This is a genomic window from Oceanobacillus aidingensis (assembly GCF_042654105.1).
Taxonomy (GTDB): domain Bacteria; phylum Bacillota; class Bacilli; order Bacillales; family Amphibacillaceae; genus Oceanobacillus; species Oceanobacillus oncorhynchi.
Genome location: NZ_JBHSFT010000048.1, coordinates 1 through 14,521 on the forward strand (window position 1 = coordinate 1; position 14,521 = coordinate 14,521).

At 38.6% G+C, this 14,521-nt stretch carries 12 protein-coding genes and 1 riboswitch; of the genes, 11 read left to right on the top strand and 1 reads right to left on the bottom strand.

The features are described from left to right. Nucleotides 1-176: 176 nt before the first annotated feature. Nucleotides 177-281: riboswitch (TPP riboswitch) on the top strand. Between the two features lie 142 nt (nucleotides 282-423). The 7 genes from thiT to ACFO3P_RS18610 all read left to right on the top strand — a co-directional run bounded on the left by thiT (nucleotide 424) and on the right by ACFO3P_RS18610 (nucleotide 9,150). After that, the gene (gene thiT / locus ACFO3P_RS18580; RefSeq protein WP_374705718.1) at nucleotides 424-990 is read left to right on the top strand and encodes an energy-coupled thiamine transporter ThiT; all 567 of its coding nucleotides are present in this window, start codon (nucleotides 424-426) and stop codon (nucleotides 988-990) included. A gap of 263 nt (nucleotides 991-1,253) precedes the next feature. Next, nucleotides 1,254-1,946, top strand: coding sequence for a response regulator transcription factor (locus ACFO3P_RS18585; protein ID WP_042534520.1), 693 nt, complete (start codon nucleotides 1,254-1,256; stop codon nucleotides 1,944-1,946). Continuing rightward, nucleotides 1,947-3,311: a two-component system histidine kinase PnpS gene (pnpS, locus tag ACFO3P_RS18590; RefSeq protein ID WP_042534518.1), complete on the top strand. Its 1,365-nt coding sequence runs from the start codon at nucleotides 1,947-1,949 to the stop codon at nucleotides 3,309-3,311. 421 nt (nucleotides 3,312-3,732) lie between these two features. Next, nucleotides 3,733-6,369, top strand: coding sequence for a DNA polymerase I (polA, locus tag ACFO3P_RS18595; RefSeq protein ID WP_042534516.1), 2,637 nt, complete (start codon nucleotides 3,733-3,735; stop codon nucleotides 6,367-6,369). A 12-nt stretch (nucleotides 6,370-6,381) separates the two neighbouring features. Then, nucleotides 6,382-7,227, top strand: coding sequence for a DNA-formamidopyrimidine glycosylase (mutM, locus tag ACFO3P_RS18600; protein ID WP_042534514.1), 846 nt, complete (start codon nucleotides 6,382-6,384; stop codon nucleotides 7,225-7,227). Next, nucleotides 7,224-7,826 (top strand): dephospho-CoA kinase, encoded by a 603-nt coding sequence (gene coaE / locus ACFO3P_RS18605; protein ID WP_193064822.1) that lies wholly within the window; start codon nucleotides 7,224-7,226, stop codon nucleotides 7,824-7,826. Before mutM ends, coaE begins: the two co-directional genes overlap by 4 nt. 292 nt (nucleotides 7,827-8,118) lie before the next feature. After that, nucleotides 8,119-9,150, top strand: coding sequence for a glyceraldehyde-3-phosphate dehydrogenase (locus ACFO3P_RS18610; protein ID WP_193064821.1), 1,032 nt, complete (start codon nucleotides 8,119-8,121; stop codon nucleotides 9,148-9,150). Nucleotides 9,151-9,262: 112 nt separating this feature from the next. Here ACFO3P_RS18610 and ACFO3P_RS18615 read toward each other — a convergent pair whose 3' ends face one another. Continuing rightward, nucleotides 9,263-10,951, bottom strand: a complete 1,689-nt coding sequence (locus ACFO3P_RS18615; RefSeq protein WP_193064820.1) for a methyl-accepting chemotaxis protein — start codon at nucleotides 10,949-10,951, stop codon at nucleotides 9,263-9,265. Between the two features lie 379 nt (nucleotides 10,952-11,330). Here ACFO3P_RS18615 and ACFO3P_RS18620 point away from each other — a divergent pair, with 379 nt between their 5' ends. The 4 genes from ACFO3P_RS18620 to dnaI are packed head-to-tail and all read left to right on the top strand — an operon-like array spanning nucleotide 11,331 to nucleotide 14,509. Then, nucleotides 11,331-11,714 (top strand): cytosolic protein, encoded by a 384-nt coding sequence (locus ACFO3P_RS18620; protein WP_193064819.1) that lies wholly within the window; start codon nucleotides 11,331-11,333, stop codon nucleotides 11,712-11,714. A gap of 20 nt (nucleotides 11,715-11,734) precedes the next feature. Beyond that, nucleotides 11,735-12,208 carry a transcriptional regulator NrdR gene (nrdR, locus tag ACFO3P_RS18625; protein ID WP_042534507.1) on the top strand — a complete coding sequence of 158 codons (474 nt, stop codon included), beginning with the start codon at nucleotides 11,735-11,737 and terminating at the stop codon, nucleotides 12,206-12,208. Between the two features lie 18 nt (nucleotides 12,209-12,226). Then, nucleotides 12,227-13,558 (top strand): replication initiation and membrane attachment family protein, encoded by a 1,332-nt coding sequence (locus ACFO3P_RS18630; RefSeq protein WP_193064818.1) that lies wholly within the window; start codon nucleotides 12,227-12,229, stop codon nucleotides 13,556-13,558. Nucleotides 13,559-13,579: 21 nt separating this feature from the next. Then, nucleotides 13,580-14,509: a primosomal protein DnaI gene (dnaI, locus tag ACFO3P_RS18635; RefSeq protein ID WP_042534503.1), complete on the top strand. Its 930-nt coding sequence runs from the start codon at nucleotides 13,580-13,582 to the stop codon at nucleotides 14,507-14,509. The last annotated feature ends 12 nt before the right edge of the window (nucleotides 14,510-14,521 follow it).

Sequence of the window (14,521 nt, forward strand, 5' to 3'; positions counted from 1 at the left end):
CACCAAGGGGAACAAGCGATAGCGCGTTAGTCTAGGCAAGTGTACATTTTGATAAGACCTGAAATATTGGTGGGAAAACTATGTCGAGAAAAACTTGACACATACAAAATAACAGGGGCTATTGCGGTTTTTTAGAAAGTGATTTATACTAAGCCTATACAAAAAAGTGAATATAAAAAGCCTGCAAGGGGAGCCTTTGGCTGAGAGTGGACATTTTCTATGTTCTGACCCTTTGAACCTGTCAGTTAGCGCTGGCGTAGGGATTGTGGACTTTTTGATGGATATAAAAGCAATGTGTGAGTGGAGTTTAAGGTATTCTCTTAAAATGTATTTTTAAAGAATACCGCCATCAAGAAGACTCCCTTGGCATTGCTTTTTTGTTGTCTAAAAAAAGATTGTTCGATGTAAATGGGGGAGAGACGATTGAAGAATAAAACATTATTTTTAGTAGAAGTAGCTATTTTTACGGCACTTGCATTACTGCTGGACATTTTACCGTTAGGATTTAAGCTTTGGCCGCAAGGAGGCTCCGTTTCTTTTGCAATGATTCCTGTCTTCATTGTAGCCTTTCGCTGGGGTCTGAAAGGAGGTTTGTTGTCCGGTTTCCTTTGGGGAATATTACAGGTGGCAACTGGTACAGCTTATATCCTGCATCCCGTACAGGGAATCATTGAGTATGGATTAGCTTTTACGGTAGTAGGGCTTGCCGGAGTGTTTTCGAAGCAGGTTATCGAAAGCATGAAAAACAAGCGGGTAAAGAAATCCTTTGTCTATATATCCGTAGGTGTATTTCTGGGATCAGCTGCTCGTTTTATTTGTCATTATATTGCCGGAATGGTTTTCTTTGGTTCAGCCGTCGAAGGACAGCCGGCGTGGCTTTATTCATTAATATATAATTCATCCTATATGGTTCCATCCTTTATTTTAAGTCTTGTTATTGTGTTCCTCCTGTTTTATAAACAGCCGAGAACATTAGTTGGAAAAGTATAACAAAAGAAAACTCCCTCACACAAAAACCTGTAGCACATCTTGCTTCAGGTTTTTCTTAAACCATTATTTTTATTTGGATAGTTTTGTTAAGTTTTATTAACATTTACTTATGGAATAGGCGTTGAACGTGAATAATGGTAGAATAAAGAAAATAAAATATATAAAGATACATTCTCACATCTTCATTTAACAAAAAAAGGGAGCTTTAAAAGAAGGAATTTTTGTCTAAGAGAACGTATATATGAATAAGGGGGATTTTCTAAGTGGGAAAACAGATTCTAATTGTGGATGACGAGCAATCGATTGTTACTTTATTAAAATATAATATGGAAAATGCCGGATTCACAACAGAGGTAGCATACGATGGAGAAGAAGCCTATCAAAAAGCTGCTGCAGATAACTATGAGTTAATTATCTTAGATGTAATGCTTCCAAAACTGGATGGAATAGAAGTATGCCGGAAGTTAAGAAAGAATGATATTGATACACCGATATTAATGCTCACCGCAAAAGATGAAGAAATAGACAAAATCCTCGGTCTGGAGCTTGGCGCAGATGACTATCTGACAAAGCCGTTCAGCCCGAAAGAAGTCATTGCCCGCGTGAAAGCAATTATCAGAAGAACACAGCGTCCGCTCGAGAATCATTATCAAGCGCTACGGATAAAGGATTTAACGATTTACCCGGAACGTTATGAAGCAGAAATGAAAGAAGAATTGATTACTTTCACACGAAAAGAGTTTGAACTGTTGTACTATTTGGCTAAACATAAGGGAAAGGTCATCTCCAGAGATCAATTACTCAGCAGTGTGTGGGATTATGATTTTGTTGGAGATACGAGAATTGTAGATGTTCATGTGAGTCATCTGCGGGACAAAATTGAACCTGATTCCAAAAAGCCTGTTTATATTAAAACAGTCCGCGGATTAGGTTATAAATTGGAGGAGCCGGTTTAAATGCAAATATTATTTTCGAAACCCTTGTTTCCTAATATACTAGGTATCACGATTGTCCTGGTTTTATCGGGCTGGTTAATGGTACAAGCTCAAGGAAACTGGATATTTATCGCAGCAATTATTTTAGTGGAATTTTTAGTGATTTCCATTATATTTATGCAATTCTACAATAAATACACAAGACCGCTTAATAAAGCTTCAAAAACAGTAAATGAAATGATTAAAGGAAATTATTCTGCCCGTTTTAATAACAGTAATAGTGAAGAAATGGAGCAGTTAAGCAAAAATATCAATAAATTAGCACGAAATATGAATGAAATTACGATTCAGGAACAAATGCATGCCGAGCAATTAACTTCTATTATTGATAATATGAAAAACGGGCTTGCGCTGATTGATGAAAAAGGATACGTTCATCTGGTGAATCGAGGGTTTACGGAAATGTTTCAAGGAAAAGAGAAACAATACCGCGGTCATCTATATTATGAAGTATTTGAAAACGAGGCAATGCACGACGTTGTCCAAAAAACATTTCTGTATGAAGAGCCTGTCAAAGAACAATTTAAAAATAAGCGCGGTCTGACTAAAAACTATATGGAAGTGATTGCAGCTCCTATTTTTAATGAGCATAATATGATTAAGGGTGCTGTCCTGGTTATATATGATATTACGGAATTAAAGCGTTTAGAAAAAATGCGCAAAGATTTTGTTGCCAATGTTTCTCACGAGCTGCGTACACCAATAACTTCTATCCGGGGATTTGCGGAAACGCTAAAGGAAAAACAGCATGATGAAAAAGCAGCAGAAGAATTTATTGATATTATTTTTAAGGAAAGCCATCGATTACAGTTGCTTATAGAGGATCTGCTCGAGCTTTCCCGTTTAGAAAGAGAAGATTTTCAACTTCAAAAAGCAGATTTTAATGTCAAACAGATGATTGATGCGGTTTTGCCGTCTTTAGAACAAAAAGCAGAGAAAAAAGAGTTGCATTTTACGACATCTATTCCAGCTGATATTCATATGTATGCAGATGCAGAAAAATTGAAACAGGTTATTATCAACCTTGCAGACAATGCAATTAATTATACGTCATCAGACGGAAGCGTTAGTCTAAACGTCTCTGAAAAGAATAATCGAGTGTTGTTTTCAATCGAAGATACAGGAATCGGGATTGAAAAAAAGGCTATCCCAAGAGTATTTGAACGATTTTACAGAATGGATAAGGACAGAAGCCGGAATACTGGAGGAACAGGACTTGGACTTGCAATTGTGAAGCATATTGTAGAGGTTCATCAAGGGGAGATTGTTGTAGAAAGCGAAGTGAATAAAGGAACTGCTATTCACGTTTATATTCCGAAAGATTAAGTCATCACTAGCGTTATAGTGATGGCTTTTTTTCTGCGGGGGGCTTCCCTCCGTGCTTTCCCACGATGGACAGGGCGTCCTAGAGTCGGCCGTTGGTCAAAGGACGTGACCGTTCTTAGCTGGCCAGGAGTCTCCATGATTCTCCTTCGCTGATTAGTCTTATTGCTATCTACTAGTATTAAATATAATTTTTATAAAATTCATTAACCTGACCACATTGCTGCTCTTTATCTTCCCACCGAAGACCATTGCGCTTTTGGTTCTGAAAGATATCGATGTCATATAGAGACGAGTTTAACTGGTTATGCGATGTGTACAGATTGGAAAAACTATGTAATAAGAACGTGTGCATTATGAAGTTTTCCCCAAACATGATAAAATGAAGTTACTTAAACAGTTGATAGATAAAGGAGACGGAATTATGACCAAAAAGCTAATTCTAATGGATGGCAACAGTATTATTTATCGTGCTTTTTTTGCTCTGCCATTATTGAATAACGAAAAAGGCGTCTATACGAATGCCGTTTACGGATTTACTACGATGCTGCTCCGTATTTTAGAGGAAGAGAAGCCAACGCATATGCTCGTGGCCTTCGATGCAGGGAAAACAACATTTCGCCATCAAACCTATAAAGAGTATAAAGGAGGACGCCAAAAAACACCTTCAGAGCTTTCTGAACAATTTCCAGTCTTAAAAGAGCTGCTGGATGCTTTTGACATCAGGCATTACCAGTTAGATCAGTATGAAGCAGATGATATCATTGGCACATTATCAAAACAGGCAGATGATAAAGACTGGGAAGTAACCGTTATTTCTGGCGACAAGGATTTACTGCAGCTTGTTTCGGATCACGTGACGGTCAGTGTAACCAAAAAAGGAATCAGTGAAATTGAAAAATATACACCGTCTTATCTTCTTGAGAAAATGCAGGTAACGCCTGAACAGATTACTGATTTAAAAGGACTGATGGGAGACAGTTCAGACAATATCCCGGGAGTGCCGGGTGTCGGTGAAAAAACAGCAACGAAGCTGTTAACACAATTTCATACGTTAGAGAAGGTTTACGAGAATCTGGACGATGTAAGCGGGAAAAAGCTTAAAGAAAATTTAACAAACCACCAAGATGATGCGCTAATGAGTAAAGATTTAGCAACAATCAATCGGGACTCGCCCATCGAGGTTAGTCTGGATGATGTTATTTATGAAGGCTACTCTGCCGCTTCCGTCCGTCAAATGTTTATGGATTTAGGCTTCCAATCTCTGTTGACGCGTCTTGCCGGCTCCGACGAAACGGAAGAAGAGGCGATAGAGCATAAAGAGATTCAATATGACATAGTGGAAGAAATAACGGAAGATCTATTTTCAGAGGAAGATGTACTCGTAATAGAGATGTTGGGTGAAAATTATCATACAGCTCAAATAGAAGGTATTGGCATTGTCAACGCCGATAAAAAAAGCTTCATACCTACTTCGGTTGCGATGGACTCGCCTATTTTCAAAAAATGGGCAGAGGACCCTCAGAAAAAGAAAATTGTATTTGATGCTAAGCGGACAAAAGTTGCCTTATTACGGAACGATATACAAATAGAAGGCATAGTGTTTGATGCGCTGCTTGCTTCTTATTTAATCAATCCTGCTGAAAACAGTCATGATATACCTGCTATTGCAAGCAGAAAAGGAAAATATGACGTATCCTTTGATGAAGAGGTTTATGGAAAAGGCGCAAAACAAAAGGTTCCGGAAGAAGCAATTCTCAGTGAGCATGTGATCCGGAAAACCAATGTACTGCTTGAATTATATCCGGCGATGGAGAAGGAATTAGAGGATAATGAACAGGCGAAATTATTAAAGGAATTAGAAATGCCGCTTGCTTTGATTCTTGCTGAGATGGAGCATCAGGGTGTTTTAGTAGATGTGGACCGGCTGAAAGAAATGGGAGACGATTTAAAAGAAAGGCTCAGCAATTTAGAAAAAGAAGTATATGAATTAGCTGGCAAGGAATTTAATCTGAACTCACCGAAGCAGCTCGGGCCGGTGTTATTTGAAGATTTAGGGCTTCCTGTAATCAAGAAGACGAAGACTGGTTACTCTACGGCAGCAGATGTTTTGGAACAGCTGGCAGATCAGCACGAAATAATTCCTAAATTACTTTTGTACCGTCAGTTAGGGAAGCTGCAATCAACCTATATTGAAGGCTTGCAAAAGGTGGTCCGTAAAGATACGCATAAGATTCATACACGCTTTAATCAGGCTTTAACACAGACAGGCAGATTGAGCTCAGTTGATCCCAATTTGCAAAATATCCCTATCCGTCTGGAGGAAGGCAGAAAGATACGGCAGGCGTTCGTCCCATCTCGAGAAGGCTGGAAAATGTTTGCTGCTGATTATTCGCAAATCGAATTACGGGTACTTGCCCATATTGCAGGGGATGAGAAATTGATTGCTGCCTTTAAAAATGATTTAGATATTCATACACAGACAGCAATGGATGTATTTCATGTCGAGAGAGACGAAGTCACCTCGGGTATGCGCCGGCAGGCAAAGGCTGTCAACTTTGGGATTGTATATGGAATCAGTGATTATGGACTATCCCAGAACTTAGGGATTACTCGGAAAGAAGCGAAACAATTCATCGAACGGTATTTTAAGAGCTATCCAAGCGTTAAAGAATATATGGATGACATTGTTGTTGAAGCAAAGCAAAAAGGCTATGTATCCACACTGATGAACCGTCGCCGTTACTTGCCTGATATTACGAGCAGGAACTTTAATGTACGCAGTTTTGCGGAAAGAACAGCGATGAATACACCTATTCAGGGAAGTGCAGCGGATGTAATCAAAAAAGCAATGATTGATTTAGACCATCGAATGAAACAAGAAAAACTGCAGGCCAAGCTTTTATTACAGGTCCATGATGAATTGATATTAGAAGCACCGGAAGACGAGATTGAAATCTTAAAGGAAATCGTTCCAGAAATGATGGAAAAAACGGTTGACATTTCTGTTCCGCTCAAGGTCGATTATTCTTATGGAGAAAGCTGGTTTGACGCGAAGTAAGGGGAAGGGAAAATGCCGGAATTACCAGAAGTAGAAACCATTAAAGAGACGTTAAAATTGCTTGTTCAAGGAAAGACGATTGAAAAAGCAGATGTTCTTTGGGCAAATATAATAAAACAGCCGGATGATGCGGAGATATTCAAGCATCTGCTGGAAGGACAAACCTTTCAACAAATAAAAAGAAAAGGGAAGTTTCTGCTTTTTTATCTAGATGAATATGTGCTTGTATCCCATTTACGAATGGAAGGAAAATATCGGTTGCATCAGCCGGGAGAAGAGATAGAAAAGCATACGCATGTTGTCTTCCATTTAAAGAATGGAGAGACATTGCGTTATAACGATGTTCGTAAGTTTGGAACCATGCATTTATTGGCCAAAGGGAGTGAATTCACGCAGGCTCCTTTAGCTGCGCTTGGCCCCGAGCCGTTTGAAGAAGCATTTACGACGGATTATTTTTACGAAAAGCTGAAAAAATCCTCCCGGTTTATTAAAACGGCGCTTTTGGACCAAAATCTGGTCACGGGGCTTGGAAATATTTATGTTGACGAGACGTTATTCCGTTCCGGGATCCACCCGTTAACAAAATGCAATGAACTGACAAAAAAAGAAGCGTCTGTTATTCGTTCTGCAGCCATTGAAACTCTTCAAGAAGCTGTGAAAGCTGGTGGTACGACCATCCGAAGCTACGTAGACAGCCAAGGGAATATGGGAATGTTTCAACAGGTTTTATATGTTTACGGTCAAGATAAGAAGCCATGTAAAACCTGTGGGGAAGAAATTATAAAAATGAAGGTTGGCGGACGGGGAACGCACCTATGTCTTCATTGCCAGCCGCAAAAAAAGGTGAATGTTTTATGAGTTTAGTGATTGGATTGACCGGAGGCATTGCCAGCGGGAAAAGCACGGTAGCGAAAATGTTTACAGCATTAGATATCCCGGTAATCGATGCGGATGTGATAGCGAGAGAAGTCGTGGAGCCTGGAGAAGCATCTTATAAAAAGATTATCGAGGTATTTGGCAAAGACATAGTAGGCGCAGATGGGTCGATTGATCGCCCGAAGCTGGGATCTATTATTTTTTCAAATGAAGAAAAAAGAGAACAATTAAACCAAATTGTTCACCCGGCTGTCCGCCAACGGATGCTGGCGAAAAAAGAAACGTACACAGAGCAGGGAGAAAAATGCATTGTGCTGGATATGCCGCTGCTGTTTGAAGGCAAGCTGGCTTCTTTAGCGGATAAAACAGTCGTCGTGTTTGTAGATGAAGCAACACAGTTAGAGCGTTTAATGGAAAGAAATCAGCTTCGTGAACAGGAAGCAATGGACCGGATTAAATCACAGATGCCATTAGCAGAAAAGGCAAAGCTTGCTGATGAAGTAATTGATAATAATCATTCCGTGGAAGAAAGCAAGAAGCAATTATTTGATTTGCTGAAAAAATGGGAAGTAATGGAATAGGTGAGTGAAAAGACACTATCTGAACGGTAATTTACACCGTTCAGATAGTGTTTTTTTATATCAGAAAAAGAAATGCTGAAAATGGTTCTGGAAAAAAGAAGAAAAAAAATCTTTGTCATGGTCAAAATATGTATCCCCCTGTTTAAATGGACATCCATCTGTTCCTTACAAAGGATATTCAAAAAATGTGTGAAACATTTTAATATTTAATGACACACTTTCTCTTATATGTGTTATACTAATTACAACAAAAGATAAAAAGTATAACATTTTCGGGAGGAAGATAGTGCTTATGGAAAAAACGCGTATTGCAATTACAGGTTTTGGTCGAATTGGTAGAATGGTTTTTCGTCAAGCAATGGAAGAGGAGCATTTAGAAGTTGTTGCCATTAATGCGAGCTATCCTTCAGAAACGCTTGCTCACTTAATTAAATATGATAGTGTCCATGGTCCTTTTAATGGAGAAGTGCAAGCGCTGCCGAATAAATTGATTGTTAACCGGAAGGAAGTTCTTTTGGTGAATTTCAGAGAACCGGAAAAATTACCATGGGAAGACCTTGAAATTGACGTTGTTATCGAAGCAACTGGCAAATTTAACACAAAAGAGGCAGCTGGGCGTCATCTGCAGGCTGGAGCAAAAAAAGTAGTCATCACCGCTCCTGGAAAAGAAGTGGATAAGACAATTGTTATTGGTGTAAATGAAAATGATTACAATCCAGAATTAGATGATGTTATCTCGAATGCATCTTGTACAACCAATTGTTTAGCTCCTGTGGTTAAAGTAATTGATGACCACTTTACGATAAAGAACGGATTAATGACGACTGTTCATGCATATACAAATGATCAAAAGAATATTGATAATCCGCATAAAGATTTACGCCGGGCAAGAAGCTGCACGCAGTCTATCATTCCGACAACGACCGGGGCTGCTAAAGCGCTTGCAGAAGTGCTGCCTCAGACGAAAGGTAAATTACATGGAATGGCATTGCGTGTACCAACACCTAATGTATCATTGGTAGATTTAGTAATTGATATTGAAGAAGATGTTACGATAGAAGAAGTGAATGCTTTATTCAAACAAGCATCAGAAGGAAGTATGCGTGGGATTATTCAATATTCGGATGAACCTCTGGTTTCTATTGATTATACTACAAGCACTTATTCTGCAACCATTGATGGGCTCTCCACGATGGTGATGGATAATAATAAATTAAAGATTATTGCTTGGTATGATAATGAATGGGGCTACTCTAAACGTGTTGTCGATTTAGTCAGCTATGTAGGTTATAGACTGGAACAGAAAGTGCGTTTAACATCATAGAACGATATAAAAGGGAAGCGGGTTTCTATATCAGCTTCCTTTTTCCCGAAAAGAGATTCTTATAACAGCAGAAAAACATCCGCTTGAGCGTTTATGCGGATGTTTTTCTGTCTTATACTTTAAATTTCTGTGTCTCCTCCTGCAATCCTTGAGCAGTTTCACTTAAGGAGGTGGCGACATGGGCAACTTCATTCATCGTTGCAGATTGTTCTTCCATTGAAGCGGCAATCGTGTCAATATTGCCAGACATGACCTGTGATCCGGTTGAAATTTCTGTAACGGAGGCAGAAACTTGTTCTGCGCTTGCTGAAAGCTCCTGTGAGGTTGCTGAAACCTCCTGGATTTCGTGTGTCATTCCTTGGACAGCAGTCACAATCGCTTCAAAAGATGTTCCGGCCTCAGTAATAACCTCTACTCCTTTTTGAACAGCAGGTAAAGCAGTTTGCATGGCTTTCTCCACATTTTCTGTATCATTTTTGATTTCTGTGGTTAACAGACTAATAGAGCTGGCTGATTTTTTGGATTGCTCAGCTAGCTTGCGTACTTCATCTGCTACAACTGAAAAACCTTTTCCTTGTTCACCTGCACGGGCTGCCTCAATCGCTGCATTTAATGCTAATAGATTGGTTTGATCTGTGATATCAGTAATGACCTTCGTAATATTTTCAATTTCTTCGGTTTGTTTTGCCAGTTTCAGCACAAGATCATTGACAGAAGAAGCAGATTCATTTATGTGATTCATTTGCTGCTGAGCGTCCCCGATAACCAATGTTCCATTTTGTGCGGCTTCACTTGTTTCGCTGGAAGAAGCATGAAGTGACTGCGCAGCTTCAGCAATTCGCTGAACACCCTGAGCGGTTTCTCCCATTGCAATGGAGCTTTCATTTGCGGCGTGTGCTGCAGTTTGAGAAGTTTCCGCAGTCTCCGCAGCCTGCTTCGTCACTTCTTCCGTTGTTGCAGATGCTTCTTCAGCGCTTGCTGAAAGCTCTTCGGATGATGCACCCAGCTGTTCCGCATTGTGTTGAATACGCATAATTAAGTCCCGGGTATTATTTTTAGAAGCATTGAAAATTGCAGCCAGCTGACCTAGTTCATCTTTAGATTTAACAGCTATATCCTCTGCAGATAGATCACCATCACCAAATTTCCTTGCAACATCCATGACACTTACTAATGGGGCTGTGATAGAACGGCGAACATAGAACATTAAACCAATACCAATGAGTATACTTGCACCCAGAACAACGAATGAAATAACCTGGGCAGTAACAATGGCAGAGCTTATTTCGCTATCGATATTATCCATTTGTCCAGTTTGATAGATTTCCATTTCTTCAGCTGCATCAAGCATAGCAGTGTTGATATCCTGTACAGTTGTATTGACGATTTCTGTCGCCTCTTCGATATTCCCATTTTCCACATCAGCTATAATATCTGGCATTGCCTCATTGAAATCATTATTCGGGGCATTAGCCTGATCCCAATATGATCTCATTTCCTCAGATGCTAAATAGCCTTGTAATTCATCTAAATTGCCGTCAAGGTCTGCAGCGACAGCTATAAGATTCTCTCTATGGATATCTTCCTCCGGTTCTAAAATCATTGAACGGGTATGGAGCGCCTGCATCGCAACATCATAGCGGATATTTTCAATTAACATAAGCTGCTCCAGGCGTGAATCCATTGCCTCCCCTACATCATTTTCAATGTTTTTCAAATTCATGATGCTGCTTCCAACAGAAACAGCCAATAAAACAATTAATACAGTAAAAGATAAATTCAATTTCTTTCCTACACTCATTAAAACATACTCCTTCTTTTTTAAAATGACATCTTTATGGATAATGGCTTTCTTAATTACTTTATCGGTTGTTGTTGAACAATATGTAATAAGTCTTTATGACTATTTCATGAGAATAATACCAAGAAATTTAAACGGGTTTATGTTCTATAAATGTCTTTTTAATGTGCTTATATTAAATCCGCAGTTTACTCTATTTTGGGAAAGTAGTTTAAATGTACAAATCATGTTAAAATAATATATACGTATATGTATGTATTTATATGTTTAAAAGAATTGGAAGATACGGTAGAATAAATACGCTGCAATGCTGTTTACAGAGAAAAGAGATGCTTGTAGAATAGTTTTTTATAGCGATGAATATAGGATGTGTATGTTTATGTCAATAGGGTATAAAATGAAACGTTTTTTTAGTAATCATGCAGAAACAAGTGATCATCATATAGATGCAAGCTTAAAAACCAGATATTATAAAGCGAGTAAGAATACTGTTATTCAGGAACTAGAGACGTATTTTAATGGAAGCTCTGACTTTTCGATTCATGCCAGCTCGGAGCAGCATGGGGAGATTAGTGCTGTCAGTAAACGAGGTAAAAAAGTTTTCATTATTGCTACAGTCATTATGGTCCGGCCGTATTATACAGCGCTTGACTTTTCAGTGACTACAGAAACACCTCTCCAGATAGATTTAGGTTACAGTAATAAAATCATAAAAAGAATGTATCAGCATGTGAATGAACAATTACCATTAATAGAAGGGTAAATGAAGAAGGAGTGAACGAAATGCGTTGTTCTAACTGCAATAATAAAAATACGAAAGTGTTAGATTCTCGTCCAATTGAAGAGGGAGCAGCTATACGCAGACGCCGGGAATGTGAGAAGTGCGGATTTCGTTTTACCACTTTTGAACGGATTGAAGAAGTACCACTCATTGTTGTGAAAAAAGATGGCATGCGTCAGGAGTTTTCAAGGGAAAAACTTACCAGAGGGATTATCAGAGCTTGTGAGAAACGCCCTGTGGCGATAGATACGATAGAAAATATTGCTTTAGATGTAGAAAAGAAATTACGGAATGAAGGGAACTCAGAGGTTTCCAGTCATAATGTAGGCGAAATGGTGATGGAAAGACTTGCTGAGGTGGATGAAGTATCTTATGTCAGGTTTGCTTCTGTCTATCGTCAATTTAAGGATATAACTGTTTTCTTGGATGAGTTGAAAGAAATTATCAAGACAGATAAACAAACACAGGAAGAATAAAATAAAGGATGGGTTGAAATGAATGTAATCGGAAAAATCCTTCCTATTGATGGGTACCATGTTGTTATGGATGAACAGCCTTTCATTGATTTTAATGCATCATTGACGCATTTTTATCAGCCGTTGATTGGGATTCAGGCAATTTCGTTATACTATACATTATTTTATGAGGTAGATTATGCGCAAAAAGTGCAGACACATCATACATTAATGACATATTTGAATTTAACGCTGGATAATATTTACCGTGCACGTATAAAATTGGAAGCTATCGGGTTATTAAAGACCTATAAACGAAGAGAGGACAACAGAGATTATTATACTTATAGTGTGCAGCGTCCTTATTCCCCCAATCAATTTTTGGGAGAACCTATGCTGTCCCAGCTATTATTACATCATATAGGAGAACAGAAATATAATGAGCTTTATGCTCGTTATGTAAAGGACAGCATCGCTTATGGGGAAGAGGTAACAGCTGATTTTAATGAAGTGTTTGATACGATTACACCTTCTTCGTCTGCTGTTCTGAATATGGAAAATGAAAAAGAAAATAGAGAAACGGATTTAATGGATTTTTCATGGATAGAACAGTCGCTTCGTCAGCGGTTTATTCCGGCTGAAAAAGTTTTACATTCTGTAAATAAAAAACTCATTTATCAGATGAAGGTATTATATGATGCAGAAAGTATAGAAATAGAAAAAGCACTTTTATGGGCACTTGATGAAGATAACCAATTGAATCAGGAAGAATTTAAATCTGCTTGCCATGATATGTTTATCTCCCGTAATAATGGACAGGCTATCCGTTTAAACGAAAAAATGGCAGCTGTTGATACGCAAGTTTCTATGAAGCAGCCTGCGACAAAAGAAGAGCAGCTGATTCACGAGCTGGAGAACATATCACCAAAGCAGTTATTGGAGGATTTATCTGACGGAAACCATGCTTCGGAGCAGGATATTAAAGTAGTCCGGGAAGTGATGACTAAACAGGGGCTGCCAGCTCCTGTCATGAATGTACTGATTCATTATGTTCTGCTGCAATCCAATATGAAGCTGTCTAAAGCGTATATGGAAACCATTGCTGGCCATTGGTCAAGAGTTGGATTGAAAACAGCAAAAGATGCCATGAACTTTGCTAAACAAGAACAGGAAAAATATAAATCATCCAAAAGTAAACCAAGGAAAAGTAATAATTATAATTATAATAACAACTATAAAAAAGAAGTTGTTCCGGACTGGTTTAATAACCGGAAAAAGACACCATCAAAAAATACAACAGACAGCAATATAAGCGAACAAGAGCAGCAGGAAATTGAAGCTAAGCTGCAAAAATATTTAAATGAAAGCTGAGATGAAAAGGAGGGATAATAGGTGAAACCGATACAATCCGAATTAAAAGCATGGATGGACAAAAATGAGAACTTCAAAACCAATTACACTAGAATAAAAAATGAAATTCTAAGTGATCCCTCTGTTAAAGCATTTTTGCGTGACCATCCGGAACTGACTGACCACGATATTGAAAAGAATTTAATGCGGCTCTATGAATATAAATCACAATCGAAACAATGTGACCGTTGTGCATCTTTCGGAGAGTGCCAGAATTTGATGCAGGGTTACTCTCCGGTATTAAGTATGGATAAAAATGAAATTAGACTGAGCTATGAAAAATGTCATTCACGTATTCAGGTTGAGGAACAGGAAGCACAACAGAAGCTTTTTCAGAGCCTTTATATGCCGAAGGAGATTTTAGAAGCAAAAATGTCAGAAGTGATCCAAGATAAGTCAAGAATTTCAGCTATTGGTGAGATTATCAGCTTTTTAGAAGAAGCAAAAAGCGGGCTGCCGAAAAAAGGATTGTATCTTCATGGATCATTTGGAATTGGAAAAACCTATTTGCTCGGCGCGATAGCAAATGAGCTGAAAAAGAGAAATTACTCTACTACCTTGATTTACATGCCAGAGTTTGTCCGGGAAATAAAAGGTTCCTTTAAAGATGATTCATTTAACGAAAAGATAGATTTCTTTAAGAAAGCGGATGTGTTAATGTTAGATGATATTGGAGCGGAATTGCAATCTGCCTGGTTTCGGGATGAAGTGTTGGGCTCCGTACTGCAATACCGGATGATGGAAGGCTTGCCTGTCTTTTTCTCCTCCAATTTTGATTTGAATGAACTGGAGAAAGAATTGGCAAGCACCAGAAACGGTGTGGAAGAAGTGAAAGCCGGCCGGATTATTGAGCGGATTAAGCAGGTTAGCAGCGTGGTAAAAATGTCCGGTAAAAATAGAAGAGACGAATAACGATTTGAACAC